Below are 14,779 nucleotides of genomic sequence, written 5' to 3'. Positions count from 1 at the left end.
ACTGGCAGAGGGCTCATCTACGAGAAACAGCGTTCTCTCAATTTAGACCATAATCACGGTCGCACAGATCGTCACCAGCGCCGACAGACAGTTGGCCTTGGTGGTTGTGTAGGACGAAATACCGTCTCTGCCGCGCACAAGCAGAAGAATGAGATAGAGCGCGGTGTGAAACACAAAGAAGAACGCAAAGGCCCAGCCGAAGAGCGTGCCGAGTGCGGGCCACCAGTGTCCACTGTTGTGCGATTCAACGAAGATGCGAGCGCTGAAGACAGCGATGATCGCAAAGACCGTAATCAGAGATGATATTTGCTGCACTGATCCAACCTCGTTTCTTGCATAGAGGGCCGTTTTATCCCTATGGGCGTATCTAGAATTTGTATTTTCGATTTATCTAATATTGCGTAAATGAAGAGTCCTGAAAATGACCCGGGCCGGCTTGAAGAATTACGGTGCCACATCTGCCTTGAACATGCGCAGATTGTGCGGGCTTACACATAAAGCGCTTGAAATGATGCGATGCATGGCCCATTCACCTTTTTAGGATCACCTGAAAGAAGAACGGGAACATGTCGCCTACCACCACGCCGGTCTCAGCTCGTCCGCTGAACAAGCAGGACTTTAGAACTCTTGGTCTCTCCGCTCTCGGCGGCGCGCTGGAGTTTTACGACTTCATCATTTTCGTGTTCTTCGCCACCGTCATCGGGCACCTGTTCTTCCCGTCGGAAATGCCGGATTGGCTGGTGATGATCCAGACCTTCGGTATTTTCGCTGCCGGTTATCTGGTGCGCCCGCTGGGTGGCATCGTTCTGGCGCATTATGGCGATCGCCACGGTCGCAAGCGCGTCTTCGCTTTCTCCATTCTGCTGATGGCGCTTTCCACGCTCGGGATGGCGCTGATGCCCACCTATGCGACTATCGGTATTGCCGCTCCGATCCTGCTTGTCGTTCTGCGCATGTTGCAGGGTGCCGCAATAGGCGGTGAAGTGCCGGGAGCCTGGACCTTCGTGTCCGAACATGTGCCGTTCCGCCACGTCGGCCTTGCCTGTGGTTTTCTCACCTCCGGCCTTTCGCTCGGCATCATGCTCGGTTCGCTGATTGCCTTTGCGATCAACACCATTTTCTCGGCCGAAGACGTGGCCGGTTATGCGTGGCGCATTCCGTTCCTTATCGGTGGCGTTTTTGGCCTTATCGCCGTCTATTTGCGTCGCTGGCTGGAAGAAACGCCGATCTTCAACGAAATGAAAAAGTCGAAAGCCTTGACGGACAAGCTGCCGCTCGGCCTCGTGTTGAAGAACCACATGCGTGGCGTCATCGTTTCGGCTTTGTTGACATGGGTGCTCTCCGCCGCAATCGTGGTGACGACGCTGATGACGGCGACCTTCCTGCAAAAGCTTTACGGCTATACTCCGACGCAAGCGCTTGCCGGAACGAGCTTCGGCACGCTGTTTCTCATCTTCGGGGTCATCATTGCGGGCGCGCTGATCGACCGTGTGGGCAGTGGCGTATTCTTCATGTGTGCCAGCGTATTCTTCGGCATCGCCACCTTCACATTCTACAGCTATGCCGGAACATCGCTGAATGTGATGTTCGCGCTCTACGCTGTGATGGGCCTCTCGGTCGGCATGGCCGGTGCCGTGCCCTACGTCATGGTCCGCGCTTTCCCGGCCTCGGTCCGGTTCTCCGGCCTATCCTTCGCCTATAATGTTTCCTACGCGATATTCGGTGGTTTGACGCCAATTGCCGTATCGACTGCACTCGCCATCAACCCCATGGCTCACGCCTGGTATCTGGTTTTCATTTCGGTGCTGGCATTTTCCATTGGCGTATATCTCTATCTGCGCGGAAGCGAGGTGGAGAGCCATGTGGGTATAGAAGAGCTGGCGGCACTGCGCGGCTGATATTTATCTGAACGTCATCCTCGGCCCTGTGCCGAGGATAAAAACACGCTTGAGCTGGCTGAAATGTCAGCAGATGCTTGGGACAGGCAGAGCATGACGAAAGTGACGAAAGGCGGCGTTAAGCCGCCGTTTCCACTTCCTTTGCCGCATCCGTAGGTACGTAGTTCAGCACAGGCCCGAGCCAGCGCTCGACCTCTGCCACGGCCATACCCTTGCGCTGCGCATAATCCTGCACCTGATCCCGCTCTACCTTGGCGACGCCGAAATAGTAGCTTTCCGGGTGGCCGATATAGAGGCCGGAGACGGAGGAGCCGGGCCACATGGCATAGCTTTCGGTCAGCTCCACGCCGGTCTGGTTGGTGGCGTCCAGAAGGCGGAAAAGTGTTTCCTTTTCCGTATGGTCAGGCTGGGCGGGATAGCCGGGGGCAGGGCGGATACCTGCATAGGCTTCGCCGACCAATTCCTCATTGCTGAAGCTCTCGTCGGTTGCGTAGCCCCAGAATTCCTTGCGCACGCGCTCATGCATGCGTTCAGCAAAGGCTTCGGCGAAGCGATCTGCCAGAGCCTTGACGAGGATGGAGGAGTAATCGTCGTTTGCCCGCTCGAAGCGCTCGGCAATCGCCACTTCCTCGATACCCGCCGTGACCACAAAGCCGCCTACGTAATCTGCAACGCCCGTATCCTTGGGAGCTACGAAGTCCGAAAGCGCCACATTGGGACGTCCATCGCGCTTGGAAAGCTGCTGGCGAAGCGTGAAGAAGGTTTCGAGTTCCTGTTTCCGGCTCTCGTCGGTGAACAGGCGGATATCGTCACCCACAGCATTGGCGGGCCAGAAGCCGATGACGGCGCGAGGACGGAACCACTTCTCGTCGATGATCTTCTTCAACATCGCCTGCGCATCGGCATAGAGCTGACGTGCAGCCTCACCCTGCTTCTCATCTTCCAGAATGGCTGGGTAACGTCCCTTCAACTCCCATGTCTGGAAGAACGGCGTCCAGTCGATGTAACGGGATAGTTCTTCAAGATCATAGGTTTCGAAGGTCTTGGTGCCGAAGAACTGCGGCTTGACCGGCTGGTAGCCGGTCCAATCCACCTTATGCGCATTCTCACGGGCACGAGACAGCGGCAGGCGCTGCTTTTCCCGTTCATTGCGGGCATGGGCTTCCGCCACCTTGGCATATTCGCCACGGATGCCATCGATATAGGCTGGCTTCTGCTCGTCCGACAACAGAGCAGACACGACGCCCACGGCGCGCGACGCGTCCGTCACGTAGATCGCCTGACCTTTTTCGTAACGCGGATGGATCTTCACAGCCGTATGAACACGGCTGGTCGTCGCGCCACCGATCAGCAGCGGTAGGTCGAGGCCCATGCGTTCCATTTCAGCCGCGACATGCACCATCTCATCCAGCGAAGGCGTGATCAGGCCCGACAGGCCGATGACGTCGACCTTTTCCGCGATTGCCGTCTCAAGAATCTTCGTGGTCGGCACCATGACGCCGAGGTCGATGATTTCGTAATTGTTGCAGGCCAGTACGACGCCGACGATGTTCTTGCCGATATCGTGCACATCGCCTTTCACGGTCGCCATCAGCACCTTGCCTGCGGCCTTGCGCTGATCGCCGCCATTGAGGCGCTTTTCTTCTTCCATATAGGGCAGAAGGACGGCCACGGCCTGCTTCATTACGCGGGCGGATTTAACCACCTGCGGCAGAAACATCTTGCCCGAACCGAAGAGGTCACCAACCACATTCATGCCCGCCATCAACGGGCCTTCAATGACGTGCAGCGGACGCGCGGCCCCGAGGCGCGCTTCTTCCGTGTCGGCATCGATGTAATCGGTGATGCCGTTGACGAGCGCGTGTTCCAGCCGCTTTTCGACAGACCATTCGCGCCATGCCAGATCCTGCACCTTTGCTTCCCGACCCGGACCGCCACGAAATTTTTCCGCCACAGCCAGCAGCCGCTCCGTGCCATCTTCGCGACGGTTCAGCACCACGTCTTCGCAGGCTTCGCGTAGTTCGGGATCGATGCTTTCATAGACCGCCAACTGACCGGCATTGACGATGCCCATATCCATGCCGACCTGAATGGCGTGGTAGAGGAACACGGCATGCATCGCCTCACGCACCGGCTCATTGCCGCGGAAGGAGAAGGACAGGTTAGAAACGCCGCCGGAAATATGCACCAGCGGCATGGTTTCGCGGATCGTCTTCGTGGCCTGAATAAAGTCCACGCCGTAATTATTGTGCTCCTCGATACCCGTCGCCACGGCGAAGATATTCGGGTCGAAGATGATGTCTTCGGGCAGAAGACCTGCCTTCTCGGTCAAAAGCTTGTAGGCGCGGGTGCAGATTTCCACCTTCCGCTCATAAGTGTCGGCCTGCCCCACCTCATCGAAGGCCATGACGACGACGGCGGCGCCGTAATGGCGCACCAAACGCGCCTGTTCCAGAAACTTCTCCTCGCCTTCCTTCAGCGAGATGGAGTTGACCACGGACTTGCCCTGAACGCATTTCAGGCCAGCCTCGATGATCTCCCACTTGGAACTATCGATCATGACCGGAACGCGTGCGATATCCGGCTCGGCGGCGATGAGGTTGAGAAACTCGACCATGGCCTTCTGGCTGTCGATCAGGCCCTCATCCATGTTGATGTCGATGATCTGCGCACCGTTTTCCACCTGATCGCGGGCAACGGCGAGAGCCGCCGTGTAATCGCCCGCCGTGATAAGCTTGCGAAACTTGGCAGACCCGGTGACGTTGGTGCGCTCGCCGACGTTGACGAAGGGAATGTCCTTGGTCAGCACGAAGGGCTCGAGGCCAGACAGCGACATGAAGGACTTGTGCTCCGGGACCTTGCGTGGCTCGAAGCCCTTCACGGCCTCGGCAATGGCGCGGATATGCTCCGGCGTGGAGCCGCAACAGCCGCCCACTACATTGACCAGTCCTTCACGCGCAAACTCGGCAACCTGCGCCGCCATCATATCCGGCGTTTCATCATACTGGCCGAATTCGTTCGGCAGACCCGCATTCGGATAGGCGCAGATGAAAGTGTCCGCAACGTCGGACAATTCCTGCAAATGCGGACGCATGGCGTTGGCACCCAACGCGCAGTTCAGGCCGATGGTGAAGGGGTTGGCGTGGCGCACGGAATTCCAGAATGCCGATGGCGTCTGGCCGGAAAGCGTGCGGCCGGAAAGATCGGTAATCGTGCCGGAAATCATCACCGGCAGATGAATGCCCTTGGCCGCAAAGCGCTCTTCGCAGGCAAAGATTGCAGCCTTGGCATTCAGCGTATCGAAAATGGTTTCGATAAGAATGAGGTCGGCACCGCCATCGATCAGGCCATCGATCTGCTCGCCATAGGCAGCGCGAAGATCATCGAACGAAACGGCGCGATAGCCGGGATTGTTGACGTCTGGCGAGATGGAGGCGGTGCGGTTGGTCGGGCCAATGGCACCAGCCACGAAACGGCGACGGCCATCCTCGCGCTCTGCGCGCTGTGCGGCGCGGCGCACGACGAAGGCACCCTCGCGGTTCAGATCGTAAACCGCACCTTCCATCTCATAATCCGCCTGCGCAATGCGCGTGGAGGAGAAGGTGTTGGTTTCCAGAATATCCGCACCCGCCATGGCGTAACGGTAATGGATTTCCTCGATTGCATCCGGCTGGGTCAGGATCAGCAGGTCGTTATTGCCCTTCTGATGACAGGCGCAACCGATGAAGCGATCTCCACGGAAATGGTCTTCGTCAAATCCAAGGCCCTGGATCTGCGTGCCCATGGCACCATCGAGAATGAGGATGCGCTCCTGAGCAGCCTGTCTCAGCGCTTTCAGAATTTCCGCGCCGTCTTGTTTGCCGCCCAGAGGGCCAAACAGATTATCCAACATCGGCACTCACTCCTCATTCTTTGCAAATCAGCAAATTTCAAGTCACATAAAGATATCTTTATGTCAACATATGAAGCGGTTCAAGCAAACCATTTGCGTCCCGAACCGACGTTACGAAATTTCCGTTATGGATGACACCCTTACGCCCGAAAGATATAGGTAGAATCAAGACCGCATCAAAGGAGGACTGGATGAGCGAGACAGAAAGCACGAAAGCCAACTGGAGTACGCTGCCCTGGCACCGGCAATGGCTGGCAAAGCAGGCAGAAGGCCTGTTTGATTTCTTCCAGTATCGCGCCGTCAATCCCAAGGGTGGTTTTTTCGACCTCGACCGTCAGGGCGTGCCTCTCGTTTCCGATAATCAGGTGCGGGGCATCCACGCCTCAGCCCGCATGGTGCATTGCTTCTCCATTGGTCATCTGCTCGGTCGCCCCGGCTGCGGCGATATCGTCGATCATGGCATGACCTATCTCTGGGACAGGCACCGCGATCAGGAGCATGGCGGCTATTTTTGGCAGGTGGATGATAACGGCCCGGCAGATTCCACCAAGCAGGGCTATGGCCACGCTTTCGTGCTTCTCGCCGCCTCCTCGGCAAAGACTGTTGGCCATCCGCTGGCCGATAAAATGCTGGCTGACATCACCGAGATTCTTGAAACCCGCTTCTGGGAAGACCAACACGGTGCTATCAATGAGGAGTTTTATCGCGACTGGTCTCCCATCGAAAATTATCGCGGTCAGAACTCCAACATGCACCTGACCGAAGCGCTGATGGCTGCTTTCGAGGTGACGGGTGACAAGACTTATCTCGCCAAGGCCGAACGTATCGCAGACCTCATCATCCGCCGTGCCGCCGGTGCGCTGGACTTCCGCGTGCCGGAACATTTCGATGAGAACTGGGTGCTGGATAAGGATTATCGCGGCAACGAAATGTTCCGCCCTTCCGGCTCCACCCCCGGCCACTGGCTGGAATGGGCCCGCCTCATCCTCCAGCTCTGGGTGCTTGGCGGCCGCAAGCATGACTGGATGCCGACGGCGGCAAAATCGCTTTTCGTCCAATCCATGGCGCTGGGCTGGGACCGGGAAAAGGGCGGGTTCTTTTATACGCTCGATTGGGACAACACGCCCGCCAAGAGGGAGAAGCTGTGGTGGCCCATGAGTGAGGCAGCCGGAGCCGCCCATTTCCTCAACGAACACTTGCCCGCCGACGAGTTCTACGAAGACAGCTACCGCCGCATCTGGAGCACGATTGCCAACCGCTTCCTTGATCATGAACATGGCGGCTGGCATGAGGAGCTGACGGATGATCTCGTTCCTGCCAACACGCTGTTTCCGGGCAAGGGCGATATCTATCACGCCCTGCAGGCATGCCTTATTCCGCTGTTCCCGGCAGATGGCAGCCTGGTGAAAGTCATTGCTGAAAAGGGGGCTCGTTTCTGACGGCCGAGTATGGGATGGAGCAGGGCCGGGCAAGACTTCGCCCGGTCGTGTTTCCATTTTGTTAATTATGTTGGTTAACACTATGTAAAGCACCATGATTTGCTTCGGTGCGTTGCAGAGCATCGGAATTAAAGGCTCTGAAATTTTCGGGGGCCACAATGCCAGTCATCACATTCGCCAATACCAAGGGTGGGGCAGGGAAGACCACAGCCGTTCTGTTGCTCGCCACCGAACTTGCCCGCACCGGTCATCGCGTCACCGTTCTCGATGCCGATCCACAGCTGTGGATTTCGCACTGGTTCGAACTATCTGGCTCCGTCCACAATCTTTCGGTCATATCCAACGTCACAATGGCTTCGCTCGAAGCGCATATCCGTGAGAACAGGGCTAATACGGACTGTTTCATCATCGACTTGCCCGGAACCAAGAACCCACTCCTGACCATGGCGCTCGGCATTTCCGACCATGTACTTATCCCCGTTCAAGGCTCGGCCATGGATGCGCGAGGTGCTGCCGAAGTTCTCGATCATCTCGCCTTTCTCCGTGAAAAGATGGGACGCGAAATCGATCACTCCGTGGTGCTGACCCGCGTCAACGCCATGATCAGCACTCGCGCCCTGTTGTTGGTCAAAGGGCTTCTTGCTCAGAGAAATGTACGCGTTCTAACCACTCCAATCGCTGAACGCGCCGCCTTCCGTGACATTTTCGACCATGGCGGCACCATTGCTTCGCTGGACTGTCAAAAGGTCAGCAACCTCGATAAGGCCATGGAAAACGTGCGTCTGTTCGCAGCGGAGGTGTTAAGCCTGATGCCGGCGCGCGTCGTGCGCTCTGGCCGAAATCTGCGTCTGTTCAATCGCAAAGCGGCTTAAGCCAGATCGCGCCTTATCAGAGGCGCGATCTTTTTGCTTGATTTGGAAATGATCGTTTCCTATATTCGATCCATGAACGAGATCTCAACGATATCCACTTCAAGCCGTCAACGCGGACGCCCGCGTGAATTCGACGTCGATGCCGCTGTCGATAAGGCAATCGGCGTTTTCGCGGAGCGCGGTTTCCATGCAACCTCGGTAGGCGATCTAACCGAGGCGATGGAGCTGACGCAGGGTAGTCTTTACAAGGCCTTCAAGGACAAGAAAGACATCTACATTGCTGCCGTGGAGCGCTACCGGCTTGTGCAGACCAAGCGTTTCGAGGCCAAGGTGGCGGCGGGGCAGAATGGCCGTGAAAAGCTGCTGGCGGCGATGAATTTTTATGCCGACGCTTCTGCCGACCAGTCCGGCAGGCAGGGTTGCCTTGTCGTCGGCGCAGCATCCGATCTGGCTTCACTGGATGAGGATATGTCCCGTGTGGTGCGTAGTGCCATCGACGCGCGCGAGAGGATATTGGCCCGCCTCGTGCGGGAAGGGCAGGCGGATGGATCTGTGACCAGCAAAGGCGATGCCGAGGTGCTGGCGAAAACAGCGCTTTGCCTGTTGTACGGAATGCGGGTTGTCGGGAAAACCGGCCCCTCACGGGAGGAATTGTCGTCGATCGTTGATGCTGCGATGCGCATTTTCGATTGATTTTTTGATTAATTTGGAAATGATTGTTTCCAATTAGGAGTGAAATGATGACCTCGACGGTTGTTGATGCGGACAATCCGCAGGAAGAGACGATTTCTTCCGCTATGATCTTCCTGCTCGCCAGCGCTTGCGGGCTGGTGGCGGCCAATCTTTACTACGCTCAGCCGCTCGCGGGCGTCATCGGTGCTGAACTGGGTCTGTCGCCCGCAGCGACAGGACTGATCGTGACGCTGACACAAATAGGGTATGGTCTCGGCCTTCTTTTCGTCGTGCCGTTGGGCGATCTGGTCGAGAACCGCAGATTGATCGTTGCGACGGTTGGAACTGCCGTTCTGGCTTTGGTTGCTGCTGCACTTGCCCCGCATGCCGCGCCGTTTCTCGTGGCAGTCTTCCTCGTCGGGATCAGTTCTGTTGCGGTGCAGATGATTGTGCCGTTCGCCGCGCATATGACGCCGCATGCCACGCGCGGTCGTGTCGTTGGCAACGTCATGAGCGGTCTGATGGTCGGTATCATGCTGGCGCGGCCGGTTTCCAGCGTGCTTTCGGAATTCGTGTCCTGGCGCGGGGTGTTCGTGCTGTCGGCCGCGGTCATGGTCGTGCTGGCGCTTGTTCTCTATCGTTTTCTACCGCAACGCATGCCGGACGCGAAGCTGCCTTATCGTTCGCTTCTTGCGTCAATGGGTCAGCTGGCTCGCAACACGCCCATACTCCAGCGCCGCTCTGCCTATCAGGCCGCGATGTTCGGCGCTTTCAGCCTGTTCTGGACAACCACTCCGCTTTATCTCAGTGGTCCAGCTTTTCGGTTGACTCAGGGTGAAATCGCGCTCTTTGCATTGGCCGGAGCCGCAGGCGCAGTTGCAGCGCCCATCGCGGGTCGGATGGCAGACCGTGGCTGGACATGGGGTGCGACGCTGTTTGCCCTGGTAACGGCAGCTACATCCTTCCTCATCACGCACATCGCATCTGAGGGCACGCATCTTTCGCTGGCGCTGCTCGTCATTGCCGCAATCACGTTGGACTTCGCCGTCACTACCAACCTCGTTCTTGGCCAGCGCGCGATCTTCTCCCTCGGCGCGGAATTCCGCAGCCGCCTCAATGGCGTCTTCATGGCCACCTTCTTCATGGGCGGCGCGTTGGGGTCAGCGCTTGGTGGCTGGGCCTATGCTTCCGGCCAGTGGATGGCTGCTTCGTGGCTCGGCTTTGCTCTTCCGGTCATGGCGCTCGTTTTCTTTTTGACGGAAGGACGAAGGGAAGCGCGGGCTTTGAAGCTGGGGTGACGATTTCACGGGGGCTTTTAACCGTACTGCCCCGGGCTTGACCAGAGCATCTAACAAACCCCAAATTGAATGAGTTCAGATCCTCGGGACAGGCCCGAGGATAACGTCGATAAGGCGTGAACAGCCTTACTCCGCAAACTCCACGACAACACCCGGGCGAACCATCTTCGCAAGTTCCGTCGCATCCCAGTTGGTCAGGCGGATACAGCCGTGGCTATTGGTCTTGCCGATCTTGGAAGGTTCCGGTGTGCCGTGGATACCATAGGTCGGCTTCGAAAGGGCGATCCAGACCGTACCAACAGGGCCATTGGGGCCGGGTGGAATCTGCAGGATCTGGGTGTTCTGGCCCTGCTGGAAGTTGATCTTCGGATTGTAGGTGTAACCCGGATTGAGCGCGATCCGCTCCACCGTGTGCGTTCCGCTTGGCGAAGGTGTATCCGAGGAACCGATGGTCGCCGGGTAGGCCGCAACCAGCGTACCGCTTTCATCATAGGCGAACACCTGCTTGATCCCCTTGTGCGCGACGATACGCGAGACCTGGCCTTTTTTGACGTCCAGGGGGTTGGCAACCTTGATGATGGTGCCGGGAACGGAGAAGTCGACGCCGGGGTTCAGTTCCTTCAGATAGGTCTCATCCATATGGAAGCGCTCGGCCAATGCTTCGGACGTCGATGTGAAGGACATGGCAGGGAGTTGGGCCTTCTCCGCGTAGTCATCCGGGATCGAAGCCACGTACGGTCCAGCGGCATCGGCAGCAGTAATGGTATAATCCACAATTGCCAGACCGCCGCTGTTGCGAAGGCGCTCCAGAATGTCGTCGGTATTGTTCGGGTCCAGACGCTCACCGGTCATGTCCTGCCAGGCAGCAATCGCCTTGTTGACGTTGTCGCCCATCTTGCCATCGATCACGCCCGGCGAAATGCCTTCGCGATCCAAAAATACTTGAAGCGCCACAATTTCCTGACGCGAACGGTTGACCGGTGCCGTCACCGGCTGGTTGCGCTCAATCAGGTGATCGGGTTGCGGCACGGCAGCCGTGGTGCTTTCACCAGGCATGGGCTGTGTCAACGGGCCGCTTTCCACATCGCCACGGCGGGGTTCTACGGAGCCGGTGTAAACGTCGCGGTCGCTGCCATCGTTGCGGAAATCACGATAATCGCGGTACTGTCCGCTGTTATTGCCCTGATAGCCGTAATCTTGTTGTTGACGCTGGCCCTGACCTTGGCGCTGTCCCGGTGCTGGCGGATAATAGGTTTCGGGCTGATCATAATAGGGGTTGCGGTAAGGGTCGCGCGCTGCCTCACGGCGCTGCTGCTGCGCACCTCCTGGCATTTCGGTGGCTACGAGGTTGCCGTAACGGTCGTAATACACGGTTCGTCCCATGCGGTCGCGGCTGATGACGATATCGCCGCGTTCCGGCATGTAATCCAGCACTCGGCCATCCGGCGTCACGAGAACAGACTGTTCCTGATAGCCGTAACGAGACTGCGCGCTGGCGTCTGCCGGTGCGAGAACTGGCGTCATCGCAACTGCGAGGCCAAACGCTGCATTAAGAAAAAGTTTCACGACTCTGCGATCCCTTGGGTATTTCCCCAGTAAACACACGTTAATTTTGACCCTATTGTGAAAAAGGTGAATTCGCGGTTAATGCAATATTAATTTCTCGATCTCGCGATAGCATTTGCGTGATCGCTGTTTCTACGAAGCAACAGGAGAACCCATGCGGGAGTTCAAAGCTGGAAAGTCGCCAACCATATTGCTCGACGAGACATCCGTGTTCGACATCGGTGCCTGCATCGTTGACGGCATCAATATCGCACCGGAACGCGCCATTCCTGATGATGGCGATCCGCGTATCGACCACTCGCTCGAAGGCTTCCTCTTTACCTGCGGGCCGGATCACATTCGCCATACCGAAGCTATCGAAGGTGACACTTCCGGCCGAAAATACCCTCTCCATGGGTCTTTCTCCTCCCATCCCGCCGAAATAACCGCCTGGGATGTTTCAGAAGAGAATGCATTGGCGGTGGCGCGGGTTCCGGTCACGCTTGCGGATGGTGGTACAGCGCTCTTGGAACGTGAATGGCGAATCGACGGCGAGAGTGGCGACATTAGCCTTGAAGACCGTGTGACGAACACGAGCGATACGGCCCGCCCAACCTTCCTCATGTATCACATGAATGTTGCAGCGAAGCTGTTCGATGACGCCGTGCGGCTGGAAAGCAGCTCTTTCAATGGTGGCGGATTTGGCTGGCGTTTTGGCGAAGAGCCAGGCGGCGTGTTCTGTGTGTCTGCACAAGCCGCCGATGGCTGGGCTGAACTGAAGCTGGGTCCGATCGCCGCTATCGGCGGACGCACTTTGAAGGTGGCTTTTCGGAACGACACCTTGCCTTATCTGCAGATGTGGCGAAACCAGAGCGACCCTGCCAACGTCCTCGGCATAGAACCCGTCTCGCATCGGGGGGTCGGTCGCGAGGAACTGAGGCAGGCGGGCGAGTTCAATATGCTGGAGCCGGGGCAAAGTCGGGACTACGCCCTGCGCTTTTCTATTCTCTGACAGCCTACTCAGGAAACGCCGCCTGTCGGCTGCAAATGGCGATTTCTGCGCTTCCGGTGCTCACGTACCTTTAAGTACGCTGCGCTCCGGTTCTCGAAATCACCATTTTCGCCAGACATCCGACGATTCCTGAGCAGACAGTAGGCTGGTCTCTAATTGAAATTTCGTGTCATTGACGCACCCGGCTTAACGCCTTACACCGGGTGCCGAATGTGAGGCTTGCGGCAGGTTTTCTGCCGGGCATCGTCACCATCGGAGGGCAGAAGATGGATATCAGACGTATCGATGACGATTACTCCGTAAGTGGGCAAATCAGCGTTGCCGATCTTGATGAGGTCAAGGCGCTCGGCTTCAAGTCGATTGTGTGCCACCGTCCGGATGACGAAGAAGAGGGCCAGCCCCGCTTTGCCGATATCGCGGAACGTGCGGAAGAACTTGGCATCACCATCATGCATGTGCCGGTCGGCCGTTTTGGCGTCGATCCGGATGCCGTCAACGGGATGGTGGATGCGCTGGATGATTTACAGCGTCCCATGCTCGGCTATTGCCGCTCCGGCGCACGCTCGACAGCCATCTACGAAAAGACGCAGCATTTGCGCGGTTGATCCGCGCCGGTTTTATTTAAGCCTACAAACAGGAGTTTACCATGAGCATCAAGCGTATCGAGCCCGGCAAGCGTATGAGTGCAGCCGTCGTTCACGGCAACACCGTTTACCTCGCCGGCCAGGTTGGCGAAGGTGCATCCGTGACCGAGCAGTCCAAATCTGCCCTCGCTGAAGTCGACCGCCTGCTGGCTCTTGCTGGCTCCGACAAGTCGAAGATCCTCCAGACCATCATCTACCTCTCCGACATGTCCACCTTCGGCGAAATGAACGCTGTCTGGGAAGGCTGGATCGACCCGGCAAACCCACCAGCCCGCGCCACCAGCGGCGCACCGCTGGCGACACCGGATTACAAGGTCGAGTTCATCGTAACCGCTGCGATTTGAGTGGGTTTATGATTTGAGATTGGAAAGCCGGTCCCTCGTGGGCCGGTTTTTTTGTTGATCGGTGAACAAAATCGACCCCTCACTTGCAATTTCTAACACTTAGACTTGGGCTAAAATGTTGAAATTGCTTTCTCTCCCACCCCTTCGACAAGCTCAGGACGGTGAGATAAGGCGTATGCCGCGCCGCTTGCGCTATTTCCTCTCCCCCCTGTGGGAGAGGATAGAAAACCTCGATCTTCGCGAAGCGAAGTCCTAGGTTTTCTTGGGTAGAGGGGTTTATGCCTCGGCATTTTTCCACTTACTTGCCAACCCCTTAGCCACATCACTTCGACAGCTGAGTCATCACCTTCGAAAGTTGATTCAAATCCGTCACCCGCGCTTCAAGCCAAAGCCGCGCAAGATCGCCCGCAGATGCCAGGTTGATGCCCTCGGGATCAATGGACGTCACCTTCCAAGCGCCCGCCTTTCTACCCGCCATCACCGCAATTCGAGAAGCCTCACCCTTAATCGCATTGATCCGCGCAATCTCTTCGTCCGCAGCAGCCATCAGTGCATCCGCACCAACAAAATCGGTACGAAGATCGGCTGGCGTAATATTGCTGGCATTGCGCGCTGGCCCGCCATTGATCTGCACGCCTTCGATGTTCAGCCGGTAAAGCAGCGTGTCGGGCAGCGCCAGATAGAGCTTGGCCTTCGGATACCGCGCAATGTAACGCGCCTTGGCGACTTCTACTTCGCTTTCGCCAATCAACTCCGCTTTGCCCACTAGCGTCAAGCGAGGCAACGTCAGCGCGTCACCCTTGTTGAACGGCGCCAGCACCAGCGAAATGCGGGCATCTGCTTCTATGTTGCGGGCGTGGAGAGCCAGCCGCGCGGCAAAGAAGAACGGCGTCCCATCCGGCTCGACCGCGATGTTGGTTGCGGTGTTATAGGGATAGCCGCTTGTGGGGTCGAGTGTGGCGAGGCCTGCGGTGCGGGATGTGAGCAGAACGTCGCGGGCGATGCGAACGGCTTCGAAGGGAGCGCCTGCGGAGGGTTCGATTTTTGCGGTGCGTGGGGTGATGGGTGGGGTTGTCGCGGTCACCATAATTCTCTCCCTCATTCCTGTGCTCGTCACAGAATCCAGTCATCGTGCGTCTGCACGATGAGAAGACTCCTCTCAG

Annotated in this window: 12 protein-coding genes; 8 read left to right on the top strand and 4 right to left on the bottom strand. The window is 57.5% G+C overall.

Going from position 1 to position 14,779, the window contains the following annotated elements; all coding sequences use genetic code 11:
* Window positions 1-42 precede the first annotated feature (42 nt).
* Window positions 43-315, bottom strand: a complete 273-nt coding sequence (locus G6L28_RS09705) for a hypothetical protein (RefSeq protein WP_174063557.1) — start codon at window positions 313-315, stop codon at window positions 43-45.
* A 251-nt stretch (window positions 316-566) separates the two neighbouring features.
* Between G6L28_RS09705 and G6L28_RS09700 the strand changes: the two genes are divergently transcribed.
* Window positions 567-1,898 (top strand): MFS transporter, encoded by a 1,332-nt coding sequence (locus G6L28_RS09700; RefSeq protein WP_174063556.1) that lies wholly within the window; start codon window positions 567-569, stop codon window positions 1,896-1,898.
* Window positions 1,899-2,016: 118 nt separating this feature from the next.
* On the opposite strand, the gene metH is transcribed toward G6L28_RS09700, so the two are convergent.
* On the bottom strand, window positions 2,017-5,790 hold the full coding sequence (gene metH / locus G6L28_RS09695) for a methionine synthase (protein WP_174063555.1): 3,774 nt from the start codon (window positions 5,788-5,790) through the stop codon (window positions 2,017-2,019).
* Window positions 5,791-5,981: 191 nt separating this feature from the next.
* Here metH and G6L28_RS09690 point away from each other — a divergent pair, with 191 nt between their 5' ends.
* From G6L28_RS09690 to G6L28_RS09675, 4 genes are all read left to right on the top strand, one after another.
* A complete protein-coding gene (locus G6L28_RS09690; protein ID WP_174063554.1) occupies window positions 5,982-7,229 on the top strand; it encodes an AGE family epimerase/isomerase in 1,248 nt (415 codons plus the stop codon).
* A 158-nt stretch (window positions 7,230-7,387) separates the two neighbouring features.
* Entirely contained in the window at window positions 7,388-8,101 is a 714-nt protein-coding gene (locus G6L28_RS09685) for a ParA family protein (protein ID WP_174063553.1), read from the top strand.
* Between the two features lie 48 nt (window positions 8,102-8,149).
* On the top strand, window positions 8,150-8,794 hold the full coding sequence (locus G6L28_RS09680) for a TetR/AcrR family transcriptional regulator (protein WP_174063707.1): 645 nt from the start codon (window positions 8,150-8,152) through the stop codon (window positions 8,792-8,794).
* Between the two features lie 44 nt (window positions 8,795-8,838).
* Window positions 8,839-10,071 (top strand): MFS transporter, encoded by a 1,233-nt coding sequence (locus G6L28_RS09675; RefSeq protein WP_425292667.1) that lies wholly within the window; start codon window positions 8,839-8,841, stop codon window positions 10,069-10,071.
* 126 nt (window positions 10,072-10,197) lie between these two features.
* On the opposite strand, the gene G6L28_RS09670 is transcribed toward G6L28_RS09675, so the two are convergent.
* Window positions 10,198-11,637 (bottom strand): L,D-transpeptidase family protein, encoded by a 1,440-nt coding sequence (locus G6L28_RS09670; RefSeq protein ID WP_174063551.1) that lies wholly within the window; start codon window positions 11,635-11,637, stop codon window positions 10,198-10,200.
* A 154-nt stretch (window positions 11,638-11,791) separates the two neighbouring features.
* Between G6L28_RS09670 and G6L28_RS09665 the strand changes: the two genes are divergently transcribed.
* From G6L28_RS09665 to G6L28_RS09655, 3 genes are all read left to right on the top strand, one after another.
* Window positions 11,792-12,628, top strand: coding sequence for an aldose 1-epimerase family protein (locus G6L28_RS09665; RefSeq protein ID WP_174063550.1), 837 nt, complete (start codon window positions 11,792-11,794; stop codon window positions 12,626-12,628).
* Between the two features lie 266 nt (window positions 12,629-12,894).
* The gene (locus G6L28_RS09660; protein ID WP_174063549.1) at window positions 12,895-13,233 is read left to right on the top strand and encodes a TIGR01244 family sulfur transferase; all 339 of its coding nucleotides are present in this window, start codon (window positions 12,895-12,897) and stop codon (window positions 13,231-13,233) included.
* A 41-nt stretch (window positions 13,234-13,274) separates the two neighbouring features.
* Window positions 13,275-13,616: a RidA family protein gene (locus G6L28_RS09655; RefSeq protein ID WP_174063548.1), complete on the top strand. Its 342-nt coding sequence runs from the start codon at window positions 13,275-13,277 to the stop codon at window positions 13,614-13,616.
* A 322-nt stretch (window positions 13,617-13,938) separates the two neighbouring features.
* Here G6L28_RS09655 and G6L28_RS09650 read toward each other — a convergent pair whose 3' ends face one another.
* The gene (locus tag G6L28_RS09650; protein ID WP_174063547.1) at window positions 13,939-14,703 is read right to left on the bottom strand and encodes a HugZ family protein; all 765 of its coding nucleotides are present in this window, start codon (window positions 14,701-14,703) and stop codon (window positions 13,939-13,941) included.
* Between the last annotated feature and the right edge of the window lie 76 nt (window positions 14,704-14,779).

The sequence above is a fragment of the Agrobacterium larrymoorei genome, assembly GCF_013322225.1.
GTDB lineage: Bacteria > Pseudomonadota > Alphaproteobacteria > Rhizobiales > Rhizobiaceae > Agrobacterium > Agrobacterium larrymoorei_A.
This window is presented reverse-complemented; position numbering and strand designations above follow the sequence as displayed.